The organism is Alteromonas ulvae (assembly GCF_048987005.1).
In the GTDB taxonomy this organism is placed as follows: domain Bacteria; phylum Pseudomonadota; class Gammaproteobacteria; order Enterobacterales; family Alteromonadaceae; genus Alteromonas.
In genome coordinates, this window is record NZ_CP185261.1 from 1,213,552 (window position 1) to 1,234,379 (window position 20,828).

The following is a 20,828-nucleotide window of genomic DNA, read 5'->3' on the forward strand; positions in this document are numbered from 1 at the left end:
TATAATGGAAAAGTTAAATATAAAGGAACAGGAGCAAGCGAATGCTTATTTTGACTCGTCGAGTTGGTGAAACGCTTATGGTTGGTGACGATGTTACTGTTACTGTGTTAGGCGTCAAAGGGAATCAGGTACGAATAGGTGTTAATGCACCAAAAGAAGTTTCTGTGCACCGTGAAGAAATATACATGCGTATTCAGGCAGAGAAGGGCGGTGAGCCAGATTCTGCTGAATAAACGCTTATAGGGCTTTACTGGAAAAGGTCGGCGCACGCCGACCTTTTTTGTTTCTGCTTTGCTCCGCCCCTGAGAAGTTTGGTAGCATCAGGGAATTTTGAACGTGGCTTTACAAGTTGCGCTCAAATGCGGGTCAATGAATGACAAATAGTATTAATACAATAAACACTTAGGTTTTGTATTCGCCCTTTTTCGGAAGTTGCAGTAGGCAGTGGTCGCGTAATTGGCATACAATTAACGTGTTTTTTAAACGAATCGTTTAAAATGGCAGCGGACGAACACTTTCTTCCTAAAAAAGGTTTGACTCAGGCCAGTGAATCCGTAAAATGCATCCCGCACTCAAGGAGAGGTGGGTGAGTGGCTGAAACCAGTTCCCTGCTAAGGAACCGTACGTTAATTCGTACCGAGGGTTCGAATCCCTCCCTCTCCGCCATTATTCGTTGATAGTGGCGGTCGACAAAAAGTTTATTGCGCGTGTGTAGCTCAGCTGGATAGAGTACCTGGCTACGAACCAGGCGGTCGGAGGTTCGAATCCTTCCACACGCGCCACTTATTTTGAAGCGCCACCTTTTGATGTTAAAGTCGAAAGTATAACAGTTTACGCGTGTGTAGCTCAGCTGGATAGAGTACCTGGCTACGAACCAGGCGGTCGGAGGTTCGAATCCTTCCACACGCGCCACATAAGAAGGCCCACCTCATTGAGGTGGGTTTTTTTATATCTGTTTTAAAATGTCTCACGCTTCGCTACCTCAACATGACATGCATTTTTGAACCTACTTTTACCTATTTATTTTGTGAACTTCTGCACCTGCTAAAATAATGCCTAAGCATCGACAGTCTTTACCTTTATGGCATTTATCACATTGCGTTGTTGAGTTTTTATAAACCCCATGATAGTTATTTATCATATATTTTATTAAAGCGAGTTCACATGGACACCGATTCAGTCGTTAGCCTGCTAATGGAAGCGGCTTCACTTATGCTAATAGGTATGCTGTTTGTATTTTCCTTCCTTGGATTACTTATTTTAGGGATCCATCTTATTGCACGTTTTTGTCAGGCATTCCCCGGCGAGATCGAATCAGAGCCAGTTTCTACCAGTAGACCCACGTATTCAGCGCAGCCGGGTATTGATGGCAATATCATTGCCGCCATCTCCGCAGCTATCCATACCCACCGACAATCTAACAACAATATATAGCCTCAAGGAATTATCATGACTAAGCCACTGGCTCTTACCGAGCTTGTTTTACGTGATGCACATCAATCTTTGCTCGCTACACGGATGCGAATTGAAGATATGCTGCCTATTGCTGAAAAATTAGATAGCGCTGGATTTTGGTCTGTAGAGTCTTGGGGAGGGGCGACTTTTGACGCCTGCATTCGCTACTTAGGAGAAGATCCTTGGGAGCGTATAAGAAAACTGAAAAAGGCAATGCCAAAAACGCGGCAACAAATGTTGTTACGCGGGCAGAATTTACTTGGCTATCGTCACTATGCCGACGATGTAGTGACGCGGTTTGTCGAACGGGCTCACGAAAGTGGTGTGGACGTATTCAGAATATTTGATGCGATGAACGATATTCGCAATTTAAAAACAGCCATTAAAGCTACTATTGATAGTGGAGCCCACGCGCAGGGGACCATTTCATATACGGTGAGCCCTGTACACGGGCTTGAAACGTGGCTAGAGATGGCCAAGCAGTTAGAAGATCTTGGCGTTCACTCTATTTGCATTAAGGACATGGCAGGACTGCTTAAACCCTACGAGTGCGAGGCACTGATCGCGGGGCTTAAAGAGACAGTGAATGTTCCTATTGCAATGCAGTGTCATGCAACGACAGGGCTAAGCACGGCGACGTATCAAAAAGCGATTGATGCAGGTATTGATATGCTGGATACCGCCATTTCCTCAATGAGCATGACGTATGGACATACGGCCACTGAGACAATGGTATCCATTGTCGAGGGTACTCAGCGAGATACGGGAATATCACTTCCTCATCTAGAAGGGATCGCCAGTTACTTTCGTGAAGTCAGAAAAAAATACAGTCAGTTTGAGGGCAGCTTGAAAGGTGTAGATGCGCGCATCCTTCTTGCTCAAGTGCCAGGTGGAATGCTGACCAATATGGAAAGCCAGCTAAAAGAGCAGGGTGCAGAAGACAAATTTGAAGAAGTATTAAAAGAAATTCCGCGGGTTCGTGAAGACCTCGGTTACATACCATTAGTAACACCTACGTCTCAAATAGTGGGCACCCAATCTGTATTAAACGTACTCACGGGAGAGCGTTACAAAAGCATTACTAAAGAAACCGCCGGGGTATTAAAAGGTGAATATGGTGCTACAGCAGCGCCGGTGAACAACGAGTTACAAGCGAGGGTACTTGACGGAGCAGAGCCAATAACATGCCGCCCGGCGGATAATATTTCACCTGAACTGACTAAACTTGAAAAAGAATTAGATGAGCTTGCGGACAAAAAGAACATTGCTCTTTGTGACAATAAAATCGATGACGTGCTGACCTACGCACTCTTTCCTCAAATTGGACTTAAATTTCTTACTAATCGAGGTAACCCGGATGCATTTGAGGCTGCGCCAAAGCTAAGCGATAGTTCAAAGGACAACACTAATAGCTCATCGTCTACTAAGTACGCTGCCCAAGAAAGCCATCCCCAGCAGGTGAAATCTCCTCAAGCTAATACACAAGCAAATGCAGCTGCGTATGACGTTAAGGTTGATGGAAAACTGTATCACGTAGAGGTAGCTCCATCAGGCGCATTGACCCAAGTTTCTGAGGTGAACAGTAACTCCAAGGTGAACAGCAATACTGTGGCTAGTGCTGATTCGTCTTCAAATCAAGCCCAAGCCTCGAATCAAGCTGCATCAGCGTCTCAAGCAAGCGCCGCACAGACTATCGATGCGCCATTGGCCGGAAACGTGTTTAAGATTTTGGTTCGCAGTGGCGATAGCGTCGCTGAGGGAGATGTGGTCATTATTTTAGAAGCCATGAAAATGGAAACGGAAATACGCTCTGCCTATACAGGCACGGTTAACGATATTCTCGTTAGCGATGGTGACGCCGTTAGCAGTGGGCAATCACTGATTTCGTTGGGGTAATACATGGATAAGTTATTACTGCTTTGGGATAGTACCGCACTTGCCCATTTTGAAGCTGGCCAACTCGTCATGATGTTGGTGGGTTTTGGATTGCTCTATTTAGCCATCGTTAAGAAATTTGAGCCTCTTTTACTGTTACCTATAGGGTTTGGCGCGCTTCTCACTAATATTCCCATAGCGGGCTTCTCCGAAGCGGGAGGGTTGCTGCACTATATTTATAAAATCGGTATCGACACCGGCGTGTTCCCACTCCTTATTTTTATGGGGGTTGGGGCGATGACTGATTTTAGTGCGCTTATCGCGAACCCCAGAATGCTATTACTAGGCGCGGCAGCGCAATTTGGCATTTTTGCTACGCTCTTTGGTGCCATCGCTTTAAATTTGCTGCCAGGTTTTGAATTTACCTTAAAAGACGCCAGTGCTATTGCCATTATAGGTGGAGCCGATGGGCCTACCGCAATATTCCTTGCTTCTCGTTTAGCGCCGGACTTACTCGGCGCCATCGCCGTTGCGGCATATTCGTATATGGCATTAGTACCCATTATTCAGCCTCCTATTATGAAAGCGCTAACTACCAAAGCTGAGCGAGAGATTAAGATGGGGCAATTGCGCTTTGTTTCTAAACGGGAAAAGATTATTTTTCCTCTGGCGGTGTTATTCCTAACGATTTTATTTTTACCTGCGGCAACCCCTCTTGTAGGCATGTTCTGTTTCGGTAACTTAATGAAAGAGTGTGGTGTTGTAGACCGGCTAAGCAATACAGCTCAAAACGAACTTATTAATACAGTTACGATCTTTCTTGGTCTTGCTGTTGGCTCAAAGCTATCGGCTGAAGCGTTCCTCACGGTAGAAACCCTTGGCATTCTAGGACTAGGAGCTATCGCTTTTGCTATTGGTACGGCAACCGGTGTGCTCATGGCAAAATTAATGAGTCGATTAAGTGGTAATGCGATCAACCCGTTGATTGGAGCCGCTGGTGTATCTGCTGTGCCTATGGCCGCGCGAGTAGTCAATAAAGTGGGGTTAGAAGCTAACCCTCATAATTTCTTGCTAATGCACGCTATGGGGCCTAATGTGGCTGGCGTGTTAGGCTCAGCAGTAGCTGCAGGTATTTTGTTAGCCCTCGTCGGGTAACAAAAAGTGCGCAACAAAAAGTGAGTCACAAAGTTTGGGTATCGAAAACTGGTTATCGAAAACTGGTTAACAATAGTGGTTTAATGATTGCTGCTTGCACTCGCGTCACTCACATGAGCCGTTTAGTTGAAACTGTAGATTAGAGGTGTTGCTATTACGTTGCTTTGTGGAATTTAAGACACGCGTGGCTTGCTTAACGCTAGGGGGAATGAAATGTCTTGAGTGGACAGTGCTTACCGGCATTTTCTTACGTCCGTTCCAGGTTGAGGGAGAAGTATACAAAAAAACCTATGCCGTTGTGTACGTTGCAGAGATTGCCCCGCCGCACTATTAATACCAGCAGGGTTAGACTTTTTTAACTATAAAATGAATCCAGAGGATGTGTGTACTGCTGCGGCTGCTGTGGCCGCTCCCAATAATGCAACCACCCCAGCACATGCTAAGAATGTACCTAACTTTTTACTCATATTCTTTCTTTTTGATTGTGCTGATAACGTTTGCGAAAAAAACGAAGAAAGAATAAAAATTCCACCAGCAACAACCGCATAGCTCACATAAGTCATTAACATTGCACTCTCCAGTTATTTAAACGAGACGTGATTAGTTCTTTCAATAACGGTTAAACGTTCATTTTTATGCGTTACATTTTGTTAACACGTACTAGCGAATAGTTTGCTGGGGCACAAGAGAGTGATAGGCGGTCACGAGTTTTTTTGTCCGAGTATGTTGAGGCCAGCGAAAAATAGTCTCTGTTTTACCTTCTTCAACAATTTGACCTCGCTCCATTACAATGACTTTGTCTGCAATATGGCGCACAATACCTAGATTGTGGCTAATGAAGATAAATGCCAAACCAAGCTCTTGTTGTAACTCTAAAATTAAATTGACAGTTTGCGAACGAATAGAGGGATCAAGCGCCGCAAAAGGCTCATCTGCTACCAGTACTTTGGGTTTAAGTACGATTGCACGGGCAAGGGCAATACGCTGCTGCTGGCCGTCTGAGAGCATGTTTCGATAAAAGTAAAAGTGCTCTCGTAATAGTCCTACTTTCACTAACGTATCTTCAATAATCTTTTTGCGCTCACCAGATTCAAGCGTGGTGTTTAAACGCAAAGGCTCATCGAGGATACGACCCACCGGAATCGACGGGTTCATGGTGTCGTTGCTGTGCTGCAAAATCATTCTAATGTCATGGGTTCGCTCTCGCTGCACGTCTTTCGATTTATATTTTGCTAAATATTTGTGTTCATTGATCTCAATCTCACCTTCATCAGCGCGAACTGCCCCGACAAGAAGTTTAGCCAATAGTGACTTTCCTGAGCGATTCTCACCGATGATCGCAACGGTTTCTCCACGTTTTACTGTCAGGTCTAGGGGGCCTAGCTCGAAAATTTCAGGGCGTTTCAGCCAACGTTTATTTTCGTTATGTATGAATTTAAGCTGCTTAACCTGCATTACGTCGGTCATAATTTTTCCATATGCAAAGGGTAATGGCAGCTGTAGCTATGATCGTGTATACGTCGTACTGCCGGCGTTTGTACACAAGCACGCTGTGCGCGTGGGCATCGTGGACCCAATCGACAGCCAATGGGCAAATGCTGCAAGGTTGGAATTGAGCCTGCAATGGTGGGTAAATGCGACTTAGGCGGTAAATCTTTTCGAAAACTCGGAGCGCTGTCTAGCAGAGCCTTTGTGTAGGGGTGCAGCGGCCTCTTTTTAATGTGTTTCATTTTACCTGATTCTACCGTTTGTCCTGCATATAACACGGTCATCGTGTGTGACATACTGGCGATGGCGAGAAGATCGTGACTTACGAACAAGATAGAGAGAGAACGAGTTTGATTTAAACGCGTAAAAAGCTTCAGAATTTGTGTCTTTGTTGTTGGCTCCATCCCCCTTGTAGGATCATCAGCAATGAGCAGCTTTGGTTGTGAAACCAACGCCATGGCAATCATGAATTTTTGACCGATATCACTGGGGATTTGATGAGGGTAGGCACTTAAATAGTGCTTATGGTGTTTAATGCCCACTTTGTGCACGGTGCTGATAGCAATTTTTTTTCTTTGTTGAGCACGCTGCCAAAACCAGCTTCCCTGAACAAACTCGCTGGGAATGCTTTCTTCAAGCTGTTCACCAAGCGTTGCTGAAGGGTCTAAACTGGTTTGTGGGTTTTGAAATACGACCGCAATTTCCCTCCGCATAACCTCACGTCGTTGTTGTGAGGACATGCCGAGAAGATTTTCACCGTTCCAACTCATTCTATCTGCTGTGAGTGACCATTCTGAGGGCAGGGCGCCGCATATTGCGGATACGATTAAACTCTTGCCTGACCCTGATTCGCCCACTAATGCGCGAATTTCTCCAGTGCTCACAGTCAGGTTTACTTTGTCTAATGCCTTGATGGTACCCTCACTGCTATGCATCTCTAGCGTCAGGTTTTTTATATCTAACATTGGCATTTTAGTGATTTACCCTTTTTCTCAACGCTGAACGAAGTCCGTCACCAACCACATTGATTGATAGCACCAAAAAGAAAATTGCCATGCCTGGAAGTGCGACATTCCATGGAGCTAAATAGGCCACATCCAGACCGTCTGACAATATTGCCCCTAGTTCTGGTAGCGGGGATTGTGCACCGAGGCTTAAAAAACCCAATGCCGATATATCAATAACGGCGATAGAGAGTGCAATTGTCCCTTGAACTACAAGCATTTCAGTCATGTTAGGTAAGATAGAATAGGTGAATAACTGCCATTTGTTCGCACCATCTAGCTTAGATGCTACGATATAGTCTTTCTTCATTTCAGTACGCACCAAACTGCGGGTGTGGTGTACAAATTGAGGTATAAGGGCAAGGGTAATTGCCCACATGCTGTTCACCAGTCCAGTGCCCAAAATAGCGACAATAATAATAGCGATAAGCAGCGTTGGAATTGCCATTAGCGCGTCTGGTAGATGATTCGCAATACTAGAACGTACGCCCCGAAGCATGCCCGCAAAAGCACCTAAACTCACGCCAACCAACATTGCTAATACTACCGTGATAAATGCAGAGCCTAGCGTTACCCTGCAACCATAAATAACGCGGGTAAAAAGATCTCTCCCGAGGGAGTCAGTGCCAAATAAATGGGAGATTGAGCCGTTTCCCATCCAGCTTGGGGGGACTAACAGACCATCGATATTTTGTTCATTTGCGCCATATGGCGTTAACACAGGGGCAAACAAAGCAAATATAATAAAAATGCAAAGCAGTACAGCGCCTGCCATTGCGATATGACTCTCTTTAAAGGCGCGCCATGTGCGCTGCCACGGCGAGGGATGAAATTCTTCTTCGTACAAACTATATTGCGGCATGCTCGTACTTCTCTCTGCTGGGATCTATTAGCCGATTAAACATATCAACAGTAATGGTCAGTGTTATAACCAGCGTAGATACTGCCAACATGCCCACTCTCAGCGCAGGGTAATCTCGCTGATAAATAGCCTGAATTAACCAATTGCCAATGCCTGGCCATGAAAATAGTGTCTCGACGATCATTGTATTGGTGATCAGGGTAGGTATCTGAATAGCCATCAACGGCAGTATGGGAAGGAGAGCGTTTCTTAAAATGTGTCGGAAGAAAATCTGCCATCCCGACAATCCTCTAGAAACTGCTGCTGCAATGTAAGGTTGATGCCTAGCGTCGATAACAGAGCGCCTAGTTATTCGTACCATAGAAGCGGTTGAAACCGCGCCAATAGCAACAGTGGGAAGAGTCAAATGCGATAGGGCATCCTTAAATGCTAGGCTTTTGTTTTGCATGTCAGAAAGCAATATGTCTAGCAGTATTAACCCACTTATGGGCTCAACATTGAATAGCAAACTTATTCGACCAGAAAGAGGGGCTTTGTCTAGCTGTAGACTGAACACAAGGATTAGCAATAGTGCAAGCCAAAATACAGGAAAAGAGTAAGTGGTGATGCTGCTTGTGTTAATGATGTAGTCAGATGTTGAGTAGCTGCGCATTCCCGCGTAGTAACCAAGAGGAATCCCAATAAAAAGAGCAATCATCATTGAGTAAGTGGCAAGCTCAATAGTGGCTGGCATCGCTACACCAATTTCATCACGCAGCGCGATCCCCGAGGTAAAACTATACCCCCAATCTCCCATAAATAGGTTTACTAGGTAATAAAAGAATTGGGTGAGATACGATTGGTCAAGACGAAACTGGCGCTCTAATGCAAGTCGCTGAGCGTCATTGGCTGGCACAATTCCAGTGAGATTTTCTAGTACATCTCCAGGGAATAAGTAGGCCAGCGAAAATGACATAACGGCTAACACTAATAGCGTCAGAACAAAAAGAATGGTGTAGCGAGCTAAAATCCGAATCACAGTATTTTTTCAACTCCACCAAAGCGCACACCGCCAAAGGGGTTAATGGTCATTCCTTTTACTTCATTCCTGTAGGCCTGATAGCGATAGGCATGGGCAATGGGCACGAGTGGCAGTCGCTCATACATGAGCCTGTTCACCTGATGATAAATCGCCCGTCGTTTATCAAGGTCTTCCGTTTTCAATGCTTCGTTAATAAGCCTATCATAATCTTCATCGCACCACATTGCCCTGTTAGTGCCTGACGGAATGGCGCCGCAGCTAAGCAAGGGGCGATAAAAGTTATCTGGGTCGCCGTTATCGGCAGACCAACCTATCAATACTGAGTCGTGCAGACCCTCTTGTAAGTGGCGTCTAAACGTTTTCCAGTCATAAGTTACGATGTTGGCCTCAACACCTACCTCACGTAAATAACGCTGTATGAGTTCAGCCATTTTTATAGCGTTGGGGTTGTAGGCACGTTCAACAGGCATAGCCCATATAGTCATTGAAAACCCTGGTTTAATACCTGCTTCCACTAGCAAGCTTCGCGCTAGTACGGGATTGTACGCCGTATCGTCAGCATCATTTTGATAAGCCCAACTCGCGGCAGGTAGGAGGCTCTTCGCGCGAGATGCACTGTCGAAATATACAGCCTCTAGTAACGTATTCTTGTCGATAGCGAAAGCCAGTGCCCGTCTTACGTTGGGATTATCAAAAGGAGGTCGCTGCGTGTTAAAGGCCCAAAACCCAATGTTCAAGCCAGGCTTTTCTGCTAACGTAAGATCTTCTCTATTGCGTATTACTTCAAGTTCTGTTTGTGCAGGAAATGCGGTAGCGTCGCACTCTCCAGTCATTAACTTAGCAAGGCGAAGTGAACTACGGGGAGTAATATCAAAAATGAGCTGTTTTAAACTTGCGTTCGAAGCGTTTGCAGTTTCTCCACCTGTCTCTAGATTTGAGCCTGAATTGTGAGAAGAAACTTCATCATTAGAAAAATCTGAGTTGTTATCCACAACGCCATTACTGCTGTAATTATCGTCACCTCGAAGGCCTCCACTTTCAAGTCCTTCATCTTCAAGAGCACGCCGCCAGTAGTCATCATGGTGAAAGTATTTGATGTAACTATCTTTGCGAAAGCTGCCAAATCGATATGGGCCTGTTCCAACAGGTAAATGGTCTATTTGACTAGGGGTGCCTTGCTCGAAAAGTAGTGCAGCATACTCCTCAGATAATATGACGGCAAAGTCTGTGGCTAAGTTAGCAAGAAATGAACTATCGCGACGTTTAAGGGTAATTTCGACGCGATAGCCATTCACTCGCGTTACGTCAGCAATATTGTCTGCCAAGCCCAAGCTTTCAAAATAGGGATAGCTGCCATTCGATACATTGTGGAAGGGATGAGATTTAAGTCTCCAGCGGTCGATGCTGAATATGACATCGTCGGCATTAAAGTTACGGGTTGGCGTAAAAAAATCTGTTGTGTGAAATGCAACACCTCTTCGCAGCTGAAATGCATAAGTTAACCCGTCCTCTGAGACCAGCCAACTGCTTGCTAGACTTGGCACTATGCGGCCAGAGTCGGGGTCGAAGTCGAGTAGTCTGTCGTAAAGCTGATGGGAGGTGGCATCTGAGGTTGTACTTGAGGTATCAAGCTGAGGGTTGAAAGTAACCGGATTACTCTCAGAGCAGTACACGACACCAGTATTGTAAAAAGGTTGCTTGTTTTGCTTCGCACAGGACACTACAAGTAGTGCCGTGCTGGCGCAAACAGCAATGCGCTTTATAACACTGCTCATCATTTTAGTTGCCTCAATTTTCACGCCTTAAAATTCCGGTTCAAGATATAGGGACGTAGCTTTGTGCTTGATTGTCGTAGGGTCTTTTCACTAAAGTTAACACCATTAGGCTAGTGCCTCTAACCTCATGCCTCAAACTTCACGCCTCAAACTTCACGCCTCAAACTTCACGCCTCAAGATCATGCGCAGATGAATCTAACAGGTTGTACTTCTTCAAATAACCTCTTAACTGATGATACGTTAGACTGAGTTTTTCTGCTGTTTTTTTCTGATTAAACTGACTGTCTGATAATGCTTGCTTAATAATATCAATCTCAAATTGCTGAGAGCGCTCTTTTAAATCAATGGGATAGTCGACAGCAATAGAATCTACCTTTGGTGAGAGCTTTTGGGAAGTGTGCTCATCTAAAACATTGTTTGAATTCTGTGGCGGTGTCTCTGAATTCGCAGTGTCATTTGCAGCGTTGTTGTGCGTTGAGGCTTTATTAAGTGTTGGGGCTTTGTTGTGCGTTGAGACTCTATCCTGCGTTCGAATTCTATTTTTTGGCCTAAATGCCGATTCAAAGGGATCTAACACAATTTCGTGTACGGGTAGGTGTGGGTTGTTCGTTCTATATACTGCACGCTCAACGACATTTTTAAGTTCACGAATATTACCAGGCCACTCATATTCAAGCAGCGTGCGCTTCGCTTTTTCGGTAAATCCGCTGAAAAGCTCCATTTCTAGTTCGCGCGCCATGTTAATTGCAAAGTTTTCAGCCAGCATCATGATATCTTCTCTTCTCTCGCGAAGAGGGGGAATAGTAATTACATCGAAGGCAAGACGGTCGAGCAAGTCTGCTCTAAATTCGCCAGCATCGGCAAGAGCCGGGAGATCTTCATTTGTCGCAGCAATAAGACGAACATCAGTTTTTACCGACTTACTGCCCCCTACACGTTCAAATTCGCCATATTCGACTACGCGTAACAGTTTCTCTTGAATAAGCCCTGATGTGTTTGCAAGTTCATCGAGAAAAAGAGTACCGTTATGCGCCACTTCGAAGCGCCCCTCGCGACGTTTAGCCGCTCCGGTAAACGCGCCCGCTTCGTAGCCAAAAAGCTCACTTTCTAAAAGGCTTTCATTTAGCGCAGCGCAATTGAGCTTGACGTAATTCTGGTCCCAGCGCTTCGATAAGAAGTGCAAGCGAGCAGCAATCAACTCTTTACCTGTCCCGCGTTCGCCGATGACTAGCACGGGTTTGTCTAAAGGGGCAATTTGCGAAATTTGCTCTAAAACTTCTAAAAAGCTATTTGCTTGGCCCAGCAAATTATCTTGTTGGCGATATCGACTCATTAAATCTCTCAATAGTTAGTCATTTCGACTAATAAATAGTGTAGAACAAAAAAAATTGATTAACGAGCATTATTTGAATTTTAAAAAAGGCTTTGTATTTAGATGCTTACGAGTTTTAGCAGATTGGCAAGTATATTGAATACTCTTCTACACAGAATTATTCAATATGTCAGTCATAGTTTCACAAGAATACATGACGACCAGATTTTCATTAAGAGGTAATTATTATGGGTATCTTTTCGCGTTTTACAGACATTGTGAACTCAAACATAAACTCATTATTAGATAAGGCGGAAGATCCTGAAAAGATGGTTCGTCTCATTATTCAGGAAATGGAGGACACATTAGTGGAGGTGCGTTCTGCATCAGCTAAGACTCTAGCGAATAAAAAAGACATTGTCAGCCAGATAGCAAAATATGAAAGTGACGCAGCCGACTGGCAATCAAAAGCAGAGCTTGCATTGAGCAAAGATCGTGAAGACCTTGCAAGAGCGGCACTGCAGGAAAAGAAAAAGTCTGCAGAAGCAGCAGAGACATTAACCAAAGAATTGGCTATTGTTGATGCTCAGATCAGTAAGTTGCAAGACGAAGTTGGACAGCTACAAGATAAGCTTGCTGACGCAAAAAGCCGTCAAAAGACTATCATTATGCGACAGAAAACGGCAAGTTCGCGTCTTGAAGTTAAGAAAACCCTGGACAGTTCCAAAGTGGACAATGCAATGGGGCGTTTTGAACAGTATGAACGTAAAATTGACGATTTAGAGTCACAGGTTGAATCTTATGATCTCGGTAAAAAGTCGCTGCAGGATGAATTTGCAGAACTAGAAGCGGGTGACAAGATAGACGACGAGTTGGCAGCGTTGAAAGCAAAGATGCAGAACGCAAAGAAAGATACTGAAAAGTCTGAATAATAAAAATTAGCGAGCTGCTCTGTATCAAATCAGAGCAGACTGATCAGAGTGTGTAGGAGAGTTCGAGATGGAAGAAGGCATGATTGCAATTATTGTAATGCCGCTAGTGGTTTTCACAATTTTTGTAGCACCTATATGGTTAATTTTGCACTACCGCAGTAAGAAACAAGTGAATCAGGGACTCAGTGCTGAAGAGTATGCAGCATTGAGTACCCTGGCCGATAAAGCAGAACAGATGAGCGAGCGTATTGAGACACTAGAGGCAATTCTTGATAGCGAGGCTCCCGAGTGGAGGAATAGAGCATGAGAAACGGTAAGCAGCTCTACCGCAACCCGGAAAAAGCAAAAATAGCGGGAGTCTGTTCAGGTGTTGCAGAGTACTTTGGCTTAGAAACATGGTTAGTGAGAATTTTAGTTGTTACTGGTTTTTTTCTTCTTGCTGGACCTTTCATCTTTGTCGCTTATATCGCTGCATGGTTTATTTTAGACAAAAAACCCAAGCATTTAGATACCGTACAGACTACTCCCCATACTTTCTCACGGGGCAAAGGCTGGACAAATCCAAATGGTGGTCGAGTAAAAGAAACAAAAGTCGAGGTGAAGACCAAGGTGTGGCAGGCTGGCGAGCCCCCTAAGCAAGCGTTTCACGATATTAGAAATCGATTTGAAAAAGCAGAAAGTCGATTGCGTAGAATGGAGACTTATGTAACGTCGAAAGAGTATCAGTTGAACAAAGAAATTAGTCGACTGTAAGTGTTAGCTAATCAATCAATAAAAAACCACCTTTGTAGGTGGTTTTTTATTTATATCATTAGGTTATCATTCAATGTAAAAACATTGTTACAGTGGTCTAAGTAGCTCAATAAGGGCAAATGCTTCTCGCGCAGCGGTTTTTGGTTAGACTACACGCTACGTTATTAGCAACTCATTGGTTTTAGAAGTTATGCCAAAAACAACTCAATATGCATCGCGAGAATCTGACGGTAGCGGCCATATCGCTTGGTCGACAGAAGAAAACCAGATATGGTCAGAGCTTTATTCAAGACAAATACCCTTGGTAGAAGCGCGCGCGTGTGATGAATACATCGAGGGTTTGAGCTTGCTGAACTTGAGCGAAAACTGTATTCCTCAATTACCCGATATTAACCGTGTATTATTAGAGAAAACCGGCTGGCAAACCGCAGAAGTGCCAGCGTTAATTCCATTTGGTGAGTTTTTTCGTCTGTTAGCGAGTAAACAGTTCCCAGTAGCCACGTTCATACGCTCACGTGAAGAGTTTGATTACCTGCAGGAACCGGATATTTTTCATGAAGTATTTGGACATTGTCCGCTTCTGACTAACCCTGCATTTGCGCACTTCACGCATACCTATGGAAAGTTAGGGCTGGCAGCTAGCAAAGAAGATAGAATTTATCTAGCGCGCCTTTATTGGTTTACCGTTGAGTTTGGTTTAGTAAAAGCCAAAGACGAGCTCAAAATTTACGGTGGTGGAATCCTCTCTTCACCGGGCGAAACTATTTATTCATTAGATAGCGATGTACCAATAAGAAAGCCGCTAACCGCTATCGACGCGCTGCGAACTCCCTATCGCATTGATATCATGCAGCCACTCTATTATATCTTGCCAGAGTTTGATCATTTGTTTGAATTAGCTGAAATGGATATTATGGCCTTGGTAGAAAAAGCCAAGAAGCTTGGTTTATTCGCACCCCTATTCGAACCAAAAGAGAAAAAAGCTGGCTAGTTTTTATGAACCTTTATACTAAAAGAGAAAAAAGCTGAACTGGCCCTAAGGAGACTACTCAGTCTCCTTTTTCATTCGCATCATGTCCTATCTCATTGATTACAAAATCACAGCTTTTTAATCTTTAGTAACAATTATCTTGTTATCTTTTTGTAAAAGTGTGATATTCTGTACATAAATCTTTACATTGATGAACACGCCCTATGCGCCTAGAAATCAGTTGTCAGGACCGTCTTGGTATAGCCCAAGATGTTCTGGATATTCTCGTGACTAAAGAAATAGACCTTCGGGGAATTGAAATAGACCCTGTGGGTAAAATTTTTCTTAATTTTCCTAATATAGAATTTGAAGACTTCCAGCATCTCATGCCTCAAATTCGTCGAATAGACGGTATAGAGGACGTCAAGACCACGCTTTTTATGCCTGGTGAGAGAGAGAAAAATCAGCTATCAGCAATACTGCGCACATTACCAGACCCTGTTTTCTCTGTTGATGCCAAAGGCAATATTTTATTGTGTAATGAAGCAGTCAGTGCCGGCTTAGAGCTTCCTTCCAGTGATATTAACGGAATGGAAATTGCTGAGGTTGTTAAAGGCTTTAACTTCACTAAGTGGATGGACGGCAAAAGTCCGGGCCCACAATCTTCAAAGGTAAAGTTCATTCAGCAAGATTATTTAGCTGACATGCTTCCTATTACGGTAGCCGACGGAGAGATGAAGAGTATCATGGCAGGTGCGGTGATAATTTTAAAGTCTGAAATGCGCCTGGGCCAGCAGTTTACTGCATTTCACCAGTCGCCCACAGACAGTTTCGACCGGTTTGTAACAGAGTCATCATTTATGAAGCGTGCGGTTCACGAAGCAAAACGAGTGGCAGATCTGGACGCACCCATCCTAATATTCGGTGAAACCGGCACAGGTAAAGAAATGATCGCGCGAGCCTGCCATCAATCAAGTCGTCGCAGTGAAGGGGCATTTTTAGCATTAAACTGTGCCTCGTTACCCGACAGTGTTGCAGAAACCGAGCTTTTCGGGTGTGCAGCAGGAACTTACAACCAGTCTAGCGGCAAAGTGGGCTTGCTCGAGCAAGCAAAAGGCGGCACCTTACTACTTGATGAAATTGCTGATATGTCGTCGCAACTGCAAGCAAAACTATTAAGAGTGCTTGAAGACGGCGAGTTCAGACGCGTAGGGGATGTGGAGCCTGTCTCTGTAGATGTGCGTTTTATTTGTACTACTTGCCGCGACTTAGGGCAACTAGTAGAAGAGGGGCGCTTTAGAAAAGAGCTTTATTATCGCCTAAATGTGCTTAGCCTTGTGATGCCGTCATTGAAAGACAGACGTCAGGACATCGTACCACTAGCGGAATCTTTTATATTGCAACACAGCACAAAGCTTGGTCGTAGACCTGCCAAGTTAAGTAAGTCTTGTGTCGACTTTTTGCAGCAGTATCCGTGGCCTGGTAATGTGAGGCAGTTGCAAAATGCGCTTTATCGTGCACTTTCCTTACTCGATGGTAAGGAAATAACAAAAGAAGATATTCAGCTTCCAAGCTGCGCGCCGAGTGTCACTTACATTGATGAAAACTTTGAGGGCACGCTGGACGAGGAAGTTAAGAAGTTTGAGAAAGACCTATTAAAGCGACTGTATCCCTATTATCCAAGCACTAGACAACTTGCTAAAAAACTCGGCCTCAGTCATACCGCGATTGCTAATAAGCTACGCGAGTATGGGATTAACAAAGCGACAGTAAAAATGTAAAGCGCTTGTTATTCGCTGCTGCAGGTGTGTTACGATAAGTTTACAATACGCCTGCAGCTAGCGTTGGCATGTGTTTGGCTACAATTTTTTCCTACTATCCGTACATCCTTTCTTACAGCTTTTTAAAACTTGTGCTTGTGTATACTTCTCTTTTCCCCACATGTAATGGCATAACTGTATATATAAATAAACTAATCAGCGTTTATCGAGGAAAAAGAATGAAATTTGCTACATATAAAAACGAGACCCGTGATGGGGTCCTCATGTTGGTATCACGAGATTTGTCTAGAGCTTGTGAAGTGTTAGAGATTGCTCCGACAATGCAATATGCCCTCGATAACTGGCAACACGTAGCGCCTCAGTTACAGAGCCGATACGAGCAGTTAAACGAAAATGATGGCGACAGTGTACAATTCGAGTCAGGTCGCTGTGAATCTCCATTGCCCAGAGCTTTTCAATGGGCTGATGGCAGTGCTTATGTCAACCATGTAGAGTTGGTAAGAAAAGCACGTGGGGCAGAGATACCAGAGAGTTTTTGGACAGATCCGCTAATGTACCAAGGTGGCTCTGATGATTTTATTGGGCCTAATGACGACATCATTTTACCGAGCGATGATTGGGGTATTGATTTTGAAGGTGAGGTTGCCGTGGTTACTGACGACGTGCCTATGGCATGCACACCAGAGCAAGGCGCTGAACGCATACGTTTAATCATGCTGGTAAATGACGTTTCACTTCGCGGGCTCATTCCAGGTGAGTTGGCCAAGGGTTTTGGATTCTTCCAATCAAAACCTGCTTCTAGCTTTTCTCCAGTAGCAGTAACACCAGATGAACTTGGTGATGCGTGGCAAAACAATAAAGTGCATTTACCGCTGCGTTCAACCTACAACGGTGAGCTTTTCGGCAAGCCTGAAGCGGGGCAAGACATGACTTTTGACTTTGGTCAGCTTGTCGCCCACGCTGCAAAAAGTCGTAACTTAGGTGCTGGTGCAATCATAGGCTCGGGAACAGTATCAAATAAGCAAGGCACCGAGCATGGCTCTTCAATTAGCGAAGGCGGTGTAGGTTATTCTTGTATTGCAGAGGTGAGAATGATTGAGACCATACGAGATGGCAAGCCAACTACCCCATTTATGCAATTTGGCGACCGTATTCGTATAGAAATGTTTGATGATAATGGCAAGAGTATTTTTGGTGCTATCGATCAGCAAATCAAGCCGTTACGCTAGAATTTTACTTCGCTTGATTTTTATCTCTTGTTGGAGAACACAAAGATGAGTATTAAAATTTACGGTTACTGGCGTTCAACCGCGTCTTATCGCGTGCGTATTGCACTTAACTTAAAGGGTGTGAAATATGAATATGTGCCGATTCACTTAGTCGCTAATGGTGGCGAGCAGCACAGTATGGATTACGCCCGCTTAAATCCAGCTCAACTTGTTCCTACATTTGTGGATGAAGATGAGGACATCATCTTGAATCAATCGCTAGCCATCATAGAGTACCTCGACGAGCGCTACGAAAGCGACTTCCGTTTGATCCCAGAGCACAAAGCAGAACGTGCGCGAGTAAGGGCACTCGCTCAGGACATTGCTTGTGACATTCAGCCTGTGGGAAATCTTCGTGTGCTAAATGCATTAAAAGGCACTTTTAATGCCAGCCAAGATGATGTTTCTGTGTGGGCAGCGCATTGGATAACGTTAGGGTTTGATGCCATTGAGAAACGACTGCAAACTCAGTCGGGCAAGTATTGCTTTGATTTTGACGTAACCATGGCCGACATATGCTTAGTGCCTCAAGTTTACAATGCGAAGCGTTTTAATATTGATATGGACCAATATCCACTAATCAGCAAGATAGCGGACAATTGCAACGCCCTTGAAGCCTTTGAAAAGGCTAAACCGGAAAATCAAGCTGACGCCATCGAGATGAGTTAGGTTTAGAAATAGCTTTTGGTTGGTTTTAAAGCTAGACAAGGGGCGGCGACAACAGCCCCTCGTTGTCTCTACTGACGCTTGATAGGAAGTTCGGTGGTGTTTTTGACTTGCTTTAAGGCAAATGTAGAACTGAGATGATCGACTAACGGTAAATGTGTCAGTTTCGTTTTCAATAAAAACTCATATTCTTCGATACTTTCCACAATGACTTTGAGCAAATAATCCTTCTCGCCACTTGTAGTATGACACTCCACGATTTCATCAATATTTTGTACTGCCGTTTCAAAATCCGTCAGTGAGTCACCATCGTGGTTCTTAAGCGTAACATAGATGAAAACAGATACACCAAGGTTAAGCTTCTTGCTGTTTAGCAAAGTCACTTTTCCTATGATAATGCCATCTGCTTCCATTCGCTTCACACGTCGCCAGCACGGAGTGTGAGAGAGCCCGACCCGCTGACTCAAATCAGCCATAGAGACGGTAGCATCTTGCTGCAGGACGCGTAAAATTTCACGGTCAAACTTATCTAATTTCATAAGAGTCATGTCCATTGTTTTTATGATGTCTATTATATAGTAAAAAAAATTATAGGATAGCTGTCCTAGTAAAATAGTGTTCATTTCTTTTCTGTTGCGGTTTGTAAAAAACCACATGAGAAACTCGCAACGCTTGTCCTCAGGGTATTCAGCTAAACTTGTGAAACAAAATAGCAACTAAAAATAGGGAACGTATGTCAGTCTTCGATCATTCAGAATTTGATAACCACGAACATGTGGCTTTTTATCACGACGAAAAAGCGGGCCTTAGCGCCATTATTGCCGTGCACAATACCAATCTTGGGCCTGCACTAGGCGGTTGCCGTATGTGGCCATACGTGAATAGTAGCGAAGCGCTGACTGATGTGCTGCGTTTATCAAAGGGAATGACATACAAAGCAGCGCTGGCTAACTTAGCATTAGGCGGCGGTAAGTCAGTGATTATTGGCGATCCTAGAAAAGCAAAAACACCAGAAATGATGAGAGCAATGGGGAAGTTTGTCGATTCTCTAGGGGGTAAGTATTTCACTGCTGAAGACTCTGGTATTGCCGTAACTGACTTACAAACAATGGCTGAAGAGTCTGACTATATTGCTGGTGTGAGCGCGAAATATCACTACGCAGGGGAAGTACCAAACGGCAACCCAGCCCCCTCAACGGCCTATGGCGTATACGTGGGTTTAAAGGCGTCTGTTGAGTTTGGATTAAAGCGCAGTCTTGATGGTGTTTCAGTGGCGATTCAAGGCATGGGGCATGTTGGCTACCGACTGGCGAAACATTTATATGAGCAGGGCGCAAAGCTTTATGTTGCAGATATTTTTCCCGAAGGCATTGAAAAAGCGGAAAAAGAATTTGGTGCAACTGTGGTAGCGCCAGAAAATATTTTAAGTTTAGACGTAGATGTACTCGCACCATGTGCATTAGGTGCTGCAATAAATGATCAAACGCTGCCAGATATAAAAGCGAAAGTCATTGCTGGGGCGGCAAATAACCAACTTGCCCGAGAAGAGATGGGCGAGTTGCTGAGCAAGCGAGGCATTCTTTACGCGCCAGACTACGTTATTAATGCAGGTGGTGTAATCGATATCTTTCATCAGCGCATGGCATCCAGCTCAAATGAAGCATTACGTGCTCATATTGAACAAATTGGTGACACGCTGAAAGAGATATATGAGCGCGCAGATAAGGAAAATACGGCAACCAACCGCATTGCTAATGTAATAGCCGAAGAGAGATTTTCTAATAAGGGTTGAAACTTAGTATTCAAATAGTCATAATGCGCCCCGCAGTCAAGAGGGCGCAAGCCACTCACAAATTGCGTTTTTCTATGGTGGGCTTTTGGTCCTCCCGCAATGATACTCTGTGAACTCGGTCAGGCCTGGAAGGGAGCAGCCGCAGCAGACGACTCATGTGCCGGGATGTGGCTGGGGGCCCGCCACCCAATCTTACTGAACTACCCTAATGCTAACTCTCTATTTTTTAATTGCTTTGACTCCTCACTCCCAATTTTACGATGTAAAATTCGCTTGGTGATAATGCTTTCAATATGGTGGAGATAAAGCTAATTTAGGCGTTTTTGAAATTCTCAGTTGCTTCCATTTCCTTGTTCATGATTTCAGTTTCGTCTGATTCAGACGCTTGTAATTTTTCATTCTTCTCAGCATCGTTCAAAAAACGCAGTGCTTTACTGATGGCATATTCTACGTTCATTTCCATTTGTCTACGTTCACTCTGAGGTAGATAAAACGCCATGTCTACTTCAAATCGAATATATCTTGGGGGAACTTGGTTTAACGCTAAACAGCATAAATCTGCCAAATAATCTGGTGTTTTGGTCTTATCGAGGCCAAGTTTTGCAATTCGCTCTAACACCAAATGCTCGTAATAGTTATGAATATCATCATCGAGTTTCATTTTACTTACCTCAAACACATTGAGTATCGACGGTTGCGGGCGATACTTCTTTTAAAT

The 20,828-nt window shown here is 44.2% G+C and carries 21 protein-coding genes, 3 tRNA genes, 1 other RNA gene and 1 pseudogene; 17 read left to right on the forward strand and 9 right to left on the reverse strand.

Going from position 1 to position 20,828, the window contains the following annotated elements:
- The first annotated feature begins 41 nt into the window (after positions 1 to 41).
- The 8 genes from csrA (at position 42) to ACOJR9_RS05360 (ending at position 4,819) form a co-directional block, all read left to right on the forward strand.
- On the forward strand, positions 42 to 233 hold the full coding sequence (gene csrA, locus ACOJR9_RS05325) for a carbon storage regulator CsrA (RefSeq protein ID WP_420935320.1): 192 nt from the start codon (positions 42 to 44) through the stop codon (positions 231 to 233).
- 343 nt (positions 234 to 576) lie between these two features.
- Positions 577 to 666: transfer RNA gene (locus ACOJR9_RS05330), tRNA-Ser, on the forward strand.
- A gap of 39 nt (positions 667 to 705) precedes the next feature.
- Positions 706 to 782: transfer RNA gene (locus tag ACOJR9_RS05335), tRNA-Arg, on the forward strand.
- Positions 783 to 835: 53 nt separating this feature from the next.
- A tRNA-Arg gene (locus ACOJR9_RS05340) sits at positions 836 to 912 on the forward strand.
- Between the two features lie 252 nt (positions 913 to 1,164).
- The gene (locus ACOJR9_RS05345; protein WP_420935321.1) at positions 1,165 to 1,434 is read left to right on the forward strand and encodes an OadG family transporter subunit; all 270 of its coding nucleotides are present in this window, start codon (positions 1,165 to 1,167) and stop codon (positions 1,432 to 1,434) included.
- A gap of 15 nt (positions 1,435 to 1,449) precedes the next feature.
- Positions 1,450 to 3,351, forward strand: coding sequence for a sodium-extruding oxaloacetate decarboxylase subunit alpha (gene oadA / locus ACOJR9_RS05350; protein ID WP_420935322.1), 1,902 nt, complete (start codon positions 1,450 to 1,452; stop codon positions 3,349 to 3,351).
- Positions 3,352 to 3,354: 3 nt separating this feature from the next.
- Positions 3,355 to 4,485 (forward strand): sodium ion-translocating decarboxylase subunit beta, encoded by a 1,131-nt coding sequence (locus ACOJR9_RS05355; protein ID WP_032094442.1) that lies wholly within the window; start codon positions 3,355 to 3,357, stop codon positions 4,483 to 4,485.
- Between the two features lie 166 nt (positions 4,486 to 4,651).
- On the forward strand, positions 4,652 to 4,819 hold the full coding sequence (locus ACOJR9_RS05360) for a hypothetical protein (protein ID WP_420935323.1): 168 nt from the start codon (positions 4,652 to 4,654) through the stop codon (positions 4,817 to 4,819).
- A 25-nt stretch (positions 4,820 to 4,844) separates the two neighbouring features.
- Here the strand turns inward: ACOJR9_RS05360 and ACOJR9_RS05365 are convergent, their stop codons facing one another.
- From ACOJR9_RS05365 to pspF, 7 genes are all read right to left on the reverse strand, one after another.
- Entirely contained in the window at positions 4,845 to 5,054 is a 210-nt protein-coding gene (locus ACOJR9_RS05365) for a hypothetical protein (RefSeq protein WP_420935324.1), read from the reverse strand.
- Positions 5,055 to 5,145: 91 nt separating this feature from the next.
- Positions 5,146 to 5,952, reverse strand: a complete 807-nt coding sequence (locus ACOJR9_RS05370; protein WP_420935325.1) for an ATP-binding cassette domain-containing protein — start codon at positions 5,950 to 5,952, stop codon at positions 5,146 to 5,148.
- Positions 5,949 to 6,944 carry an oligopeptide/dipeptide ABC transporter ATP-binding protein gene (locus ACOJR9_RS05375; protein WP_420935326.1) on the reverse strand — a complete coding sequence of 332 codons (996 nt, stop codon included), beginning with the start codon at positions 6,942 to 6,944 and terminating at the stop codon, positions 5,949 to 5,951. The genes ACOJR9_RS05370 and ACOJR9_RS05375 overlap by 4 nt, the downstream gene beginning before the upstream one ends.
- Position 6,945: 1 nt before the next feature.
- Positions 6,946 to 7,839, reverse strand: coding sequence for an ABC transporter permease subunit (locus tag ACOJR9_RS05380; RefSeq protein WP_420935327.1), 894 nt, complete (start codon positions 7,837 to 7,839; stop codon positions 6,946 to 6,948).
- Positions 7,826 to 8,857, reverse strand: a complete 1,032-nt coding sequence (locus ACOJR9_RS05385) for an ABC transporter permease subunit (protein WP_420935328.1) — start codon at positions 8,855 to 8,857, stop codon at positions 7,826 to 7,828. The genes ACOJR9_RS05380 and ACOJR9_RS05385 overlap by 14 nt, the downstream gene beginning before the upstream one ends.
- The gene (locus ACOJR9_RS05390; RefSeq protein WP_420935329.1) at positions 8,854 to 10,638 is read right to left on the reverse strand and encodes an ABC transporter substrate-binding protein; all 1,785 of its coding nucleotides are present in this window, start codon (positions 10,636 to 10,638) and stop codon (positions 8,854 to 8,856) included. Before ACOJR9_RS05390 ends, ACOJR9_RS05385 begins: the two co-directional genes overlap by 4 nt.
- A gap of 164 nt (positions 10,639 to 10,802) precedes the next feature.
- Positions 10,803 to 11,969, reverse strand: a complete 1,167-nt coding sequence (pspF, locus tag ACOJR9_RS05395; protein ID WP_420935330.1) for a phage shock protein operon transcriptional activator — start codon at positions 11,967 to 11,969, stop codon at positions 10,803 to 10,805.
- A 227-nt stretch (positions 11,970 to 12,196) separates the two neighbouring features.
- On the opposite strand from pspF, the gene pspA reads away from it, so the two are divergent.
- The 7 genes from pspA to maiA all read left to right on the forward strand — a co-directional run bounded on the left by pspA (position 12,197) and on the right by maiA (position 18,321).
- Complete coding sequence (pspA, locus tag ACOJR9_RS05400) at positions 12,197 to 12,880, forward strand: phage shock protein PspA (protein ID WP_420935331.1); 684 nt, start codon at positions 12,197 to 12,199, stop codon at positions 12,878 to 12,880.
- A 67-nt stretch (positions 12,881 to 12,947) separates the two neighbouring features.
- A complete protein-coding gene (gene pspB, locus ACOJR9_RS05405) occupies positions 12,948 to 13,187 on the forward strand; it encodes an envelope stress response membrane protein PspB (RefSeq protein WP_420935332.1) in 240 nt (79 codons plus the stop codon).
- Positions 13,184 to 13,633 (forward strand): envelope stress response membrane protein PspC, encoded by a 450-nt coding sequence (gene pspC, locus ACOJR9_RS05410; RefSeq protein ID WP_420935333.1) that lies wholly within the window; start codon positions 13,184 to 13,186, stop codon positions 13,631 to 13,633. Before pspB ends, pspC begins: the two co-directional genes overlap by 4 nt.
- A gap of 190 nt (positions 13,634 to 13,823) precedes the next feature.
- Positions 13,824 to 14,624 carry a phenylalanine 4-monooxygenase gene (phhA, locus tag ACOJR9_RS05415; RefSeq protein WP_420935334.1) on the forward strand — a complete coding sequence of 267 codons (801 nt, stop codon included), beginning with the start codon at positions 13,824 to 13,826 and terminating at the stop codon, positions 14,622 to 14,624.
- Between the two features lie 203 nt (positions 14,625 to 14,827).
- Positions 14,828 to 16,384, forward strand: a complete 1,557-nt coding sequence (gene tyrR, locus ACOJR9_RS05420) for a transcriptional regulator TyrR (protein WP_420935335.1) — start codon at positions 14,828 to 14,830, stop codon at positions 16,382 to 16,384.
- 218 nt (positions 16,385 to 16,602) lie between these two features.
- A complete protein-coding gene (locus tag ACOJR9_RS05425) occupies positions 16,603 to 17,613 on the forward strand; it encodes a fumarylacetoacetate hydrolase family protein (protein WP_420935336.1) in 1,011 nt (336 codons plus the stop codon).
- 45 nt (positions 17,614 to 17,658) lie between these two features.
- On the forward strand, positions 17,659 to 18,321 hold the full coding sequence (maiA, locus tag ACOJR9_RS05430; RefSeq protein WP_420935337.1) for a maleylacetoacetate isomerase: 663 nt from the start codon (positions 17,659 to 17,661) through the stop codon (positions 18,319 to 18,321).
- Positions 18,322 to 18,389: 68 nt separating this feature from the next.
- Here maiA and ACOJR9_RS05435 read toward each other — a convergent pair whose 3' ends face one another.
- Positions 18,390 to 18,857 carry an Lrp/AsnC family transcriptional regulator gene (locus tag ACOJR9_RS05435; protein ID WP_420935338.1) on the reverse strand — a complete coding sequence of 156 codons (468 nt, stop codon included), beginning with the start codon at positions 18,855 to 18,857 and terminating at the stop codon, positions 18,390 to 18,392.
- A gap of 194 nt (positions 18,858 to 19,051) precedes the next feature.
- On the opposite strand from ACOJR9_RS05435, the gene ACOJR9_RS05440 reads away from it, so the two are divergent.
- On the forward strand, positions 19,052 to 20,110 hold the full coding sequence (locus ACOJR9_RS05440; RefSeq protein WP_420935339.1) for a Glu/Leu/Phe/Val dehydrogenase dimerization domain-containing protein: 1,059 nt from the start codon (positions 19,052 to 19,054) through the stop codon (positions 20,108 to 20,110).
- Positions 20,111 to 20,193: 83 nt separating this feature from the next.
- An RNA gene (gene ffs, locus ACOJR9_RS05445) (signal recognition particle sRNA small type) lies at positions 20,194 to 20,290 on the forward strand.
- A 211-nt stretch (positions 20,291 to 20,501) separates the two neighbouring features.
- On the opposite strand, the pseudogene ACOJR9_RS05450 reads toward ffs, so the two are convergent.
- Positions 20,502 to 20,771 (reverse strand): annotated as a pseudogene (locus tag ACOJR9_RS05450) (late competence development ComFB family protein); the annotation flags it as partial.
- Between the last annotated feature and the right edge of the window lie 57 nt (positions 20,772 to 20,828).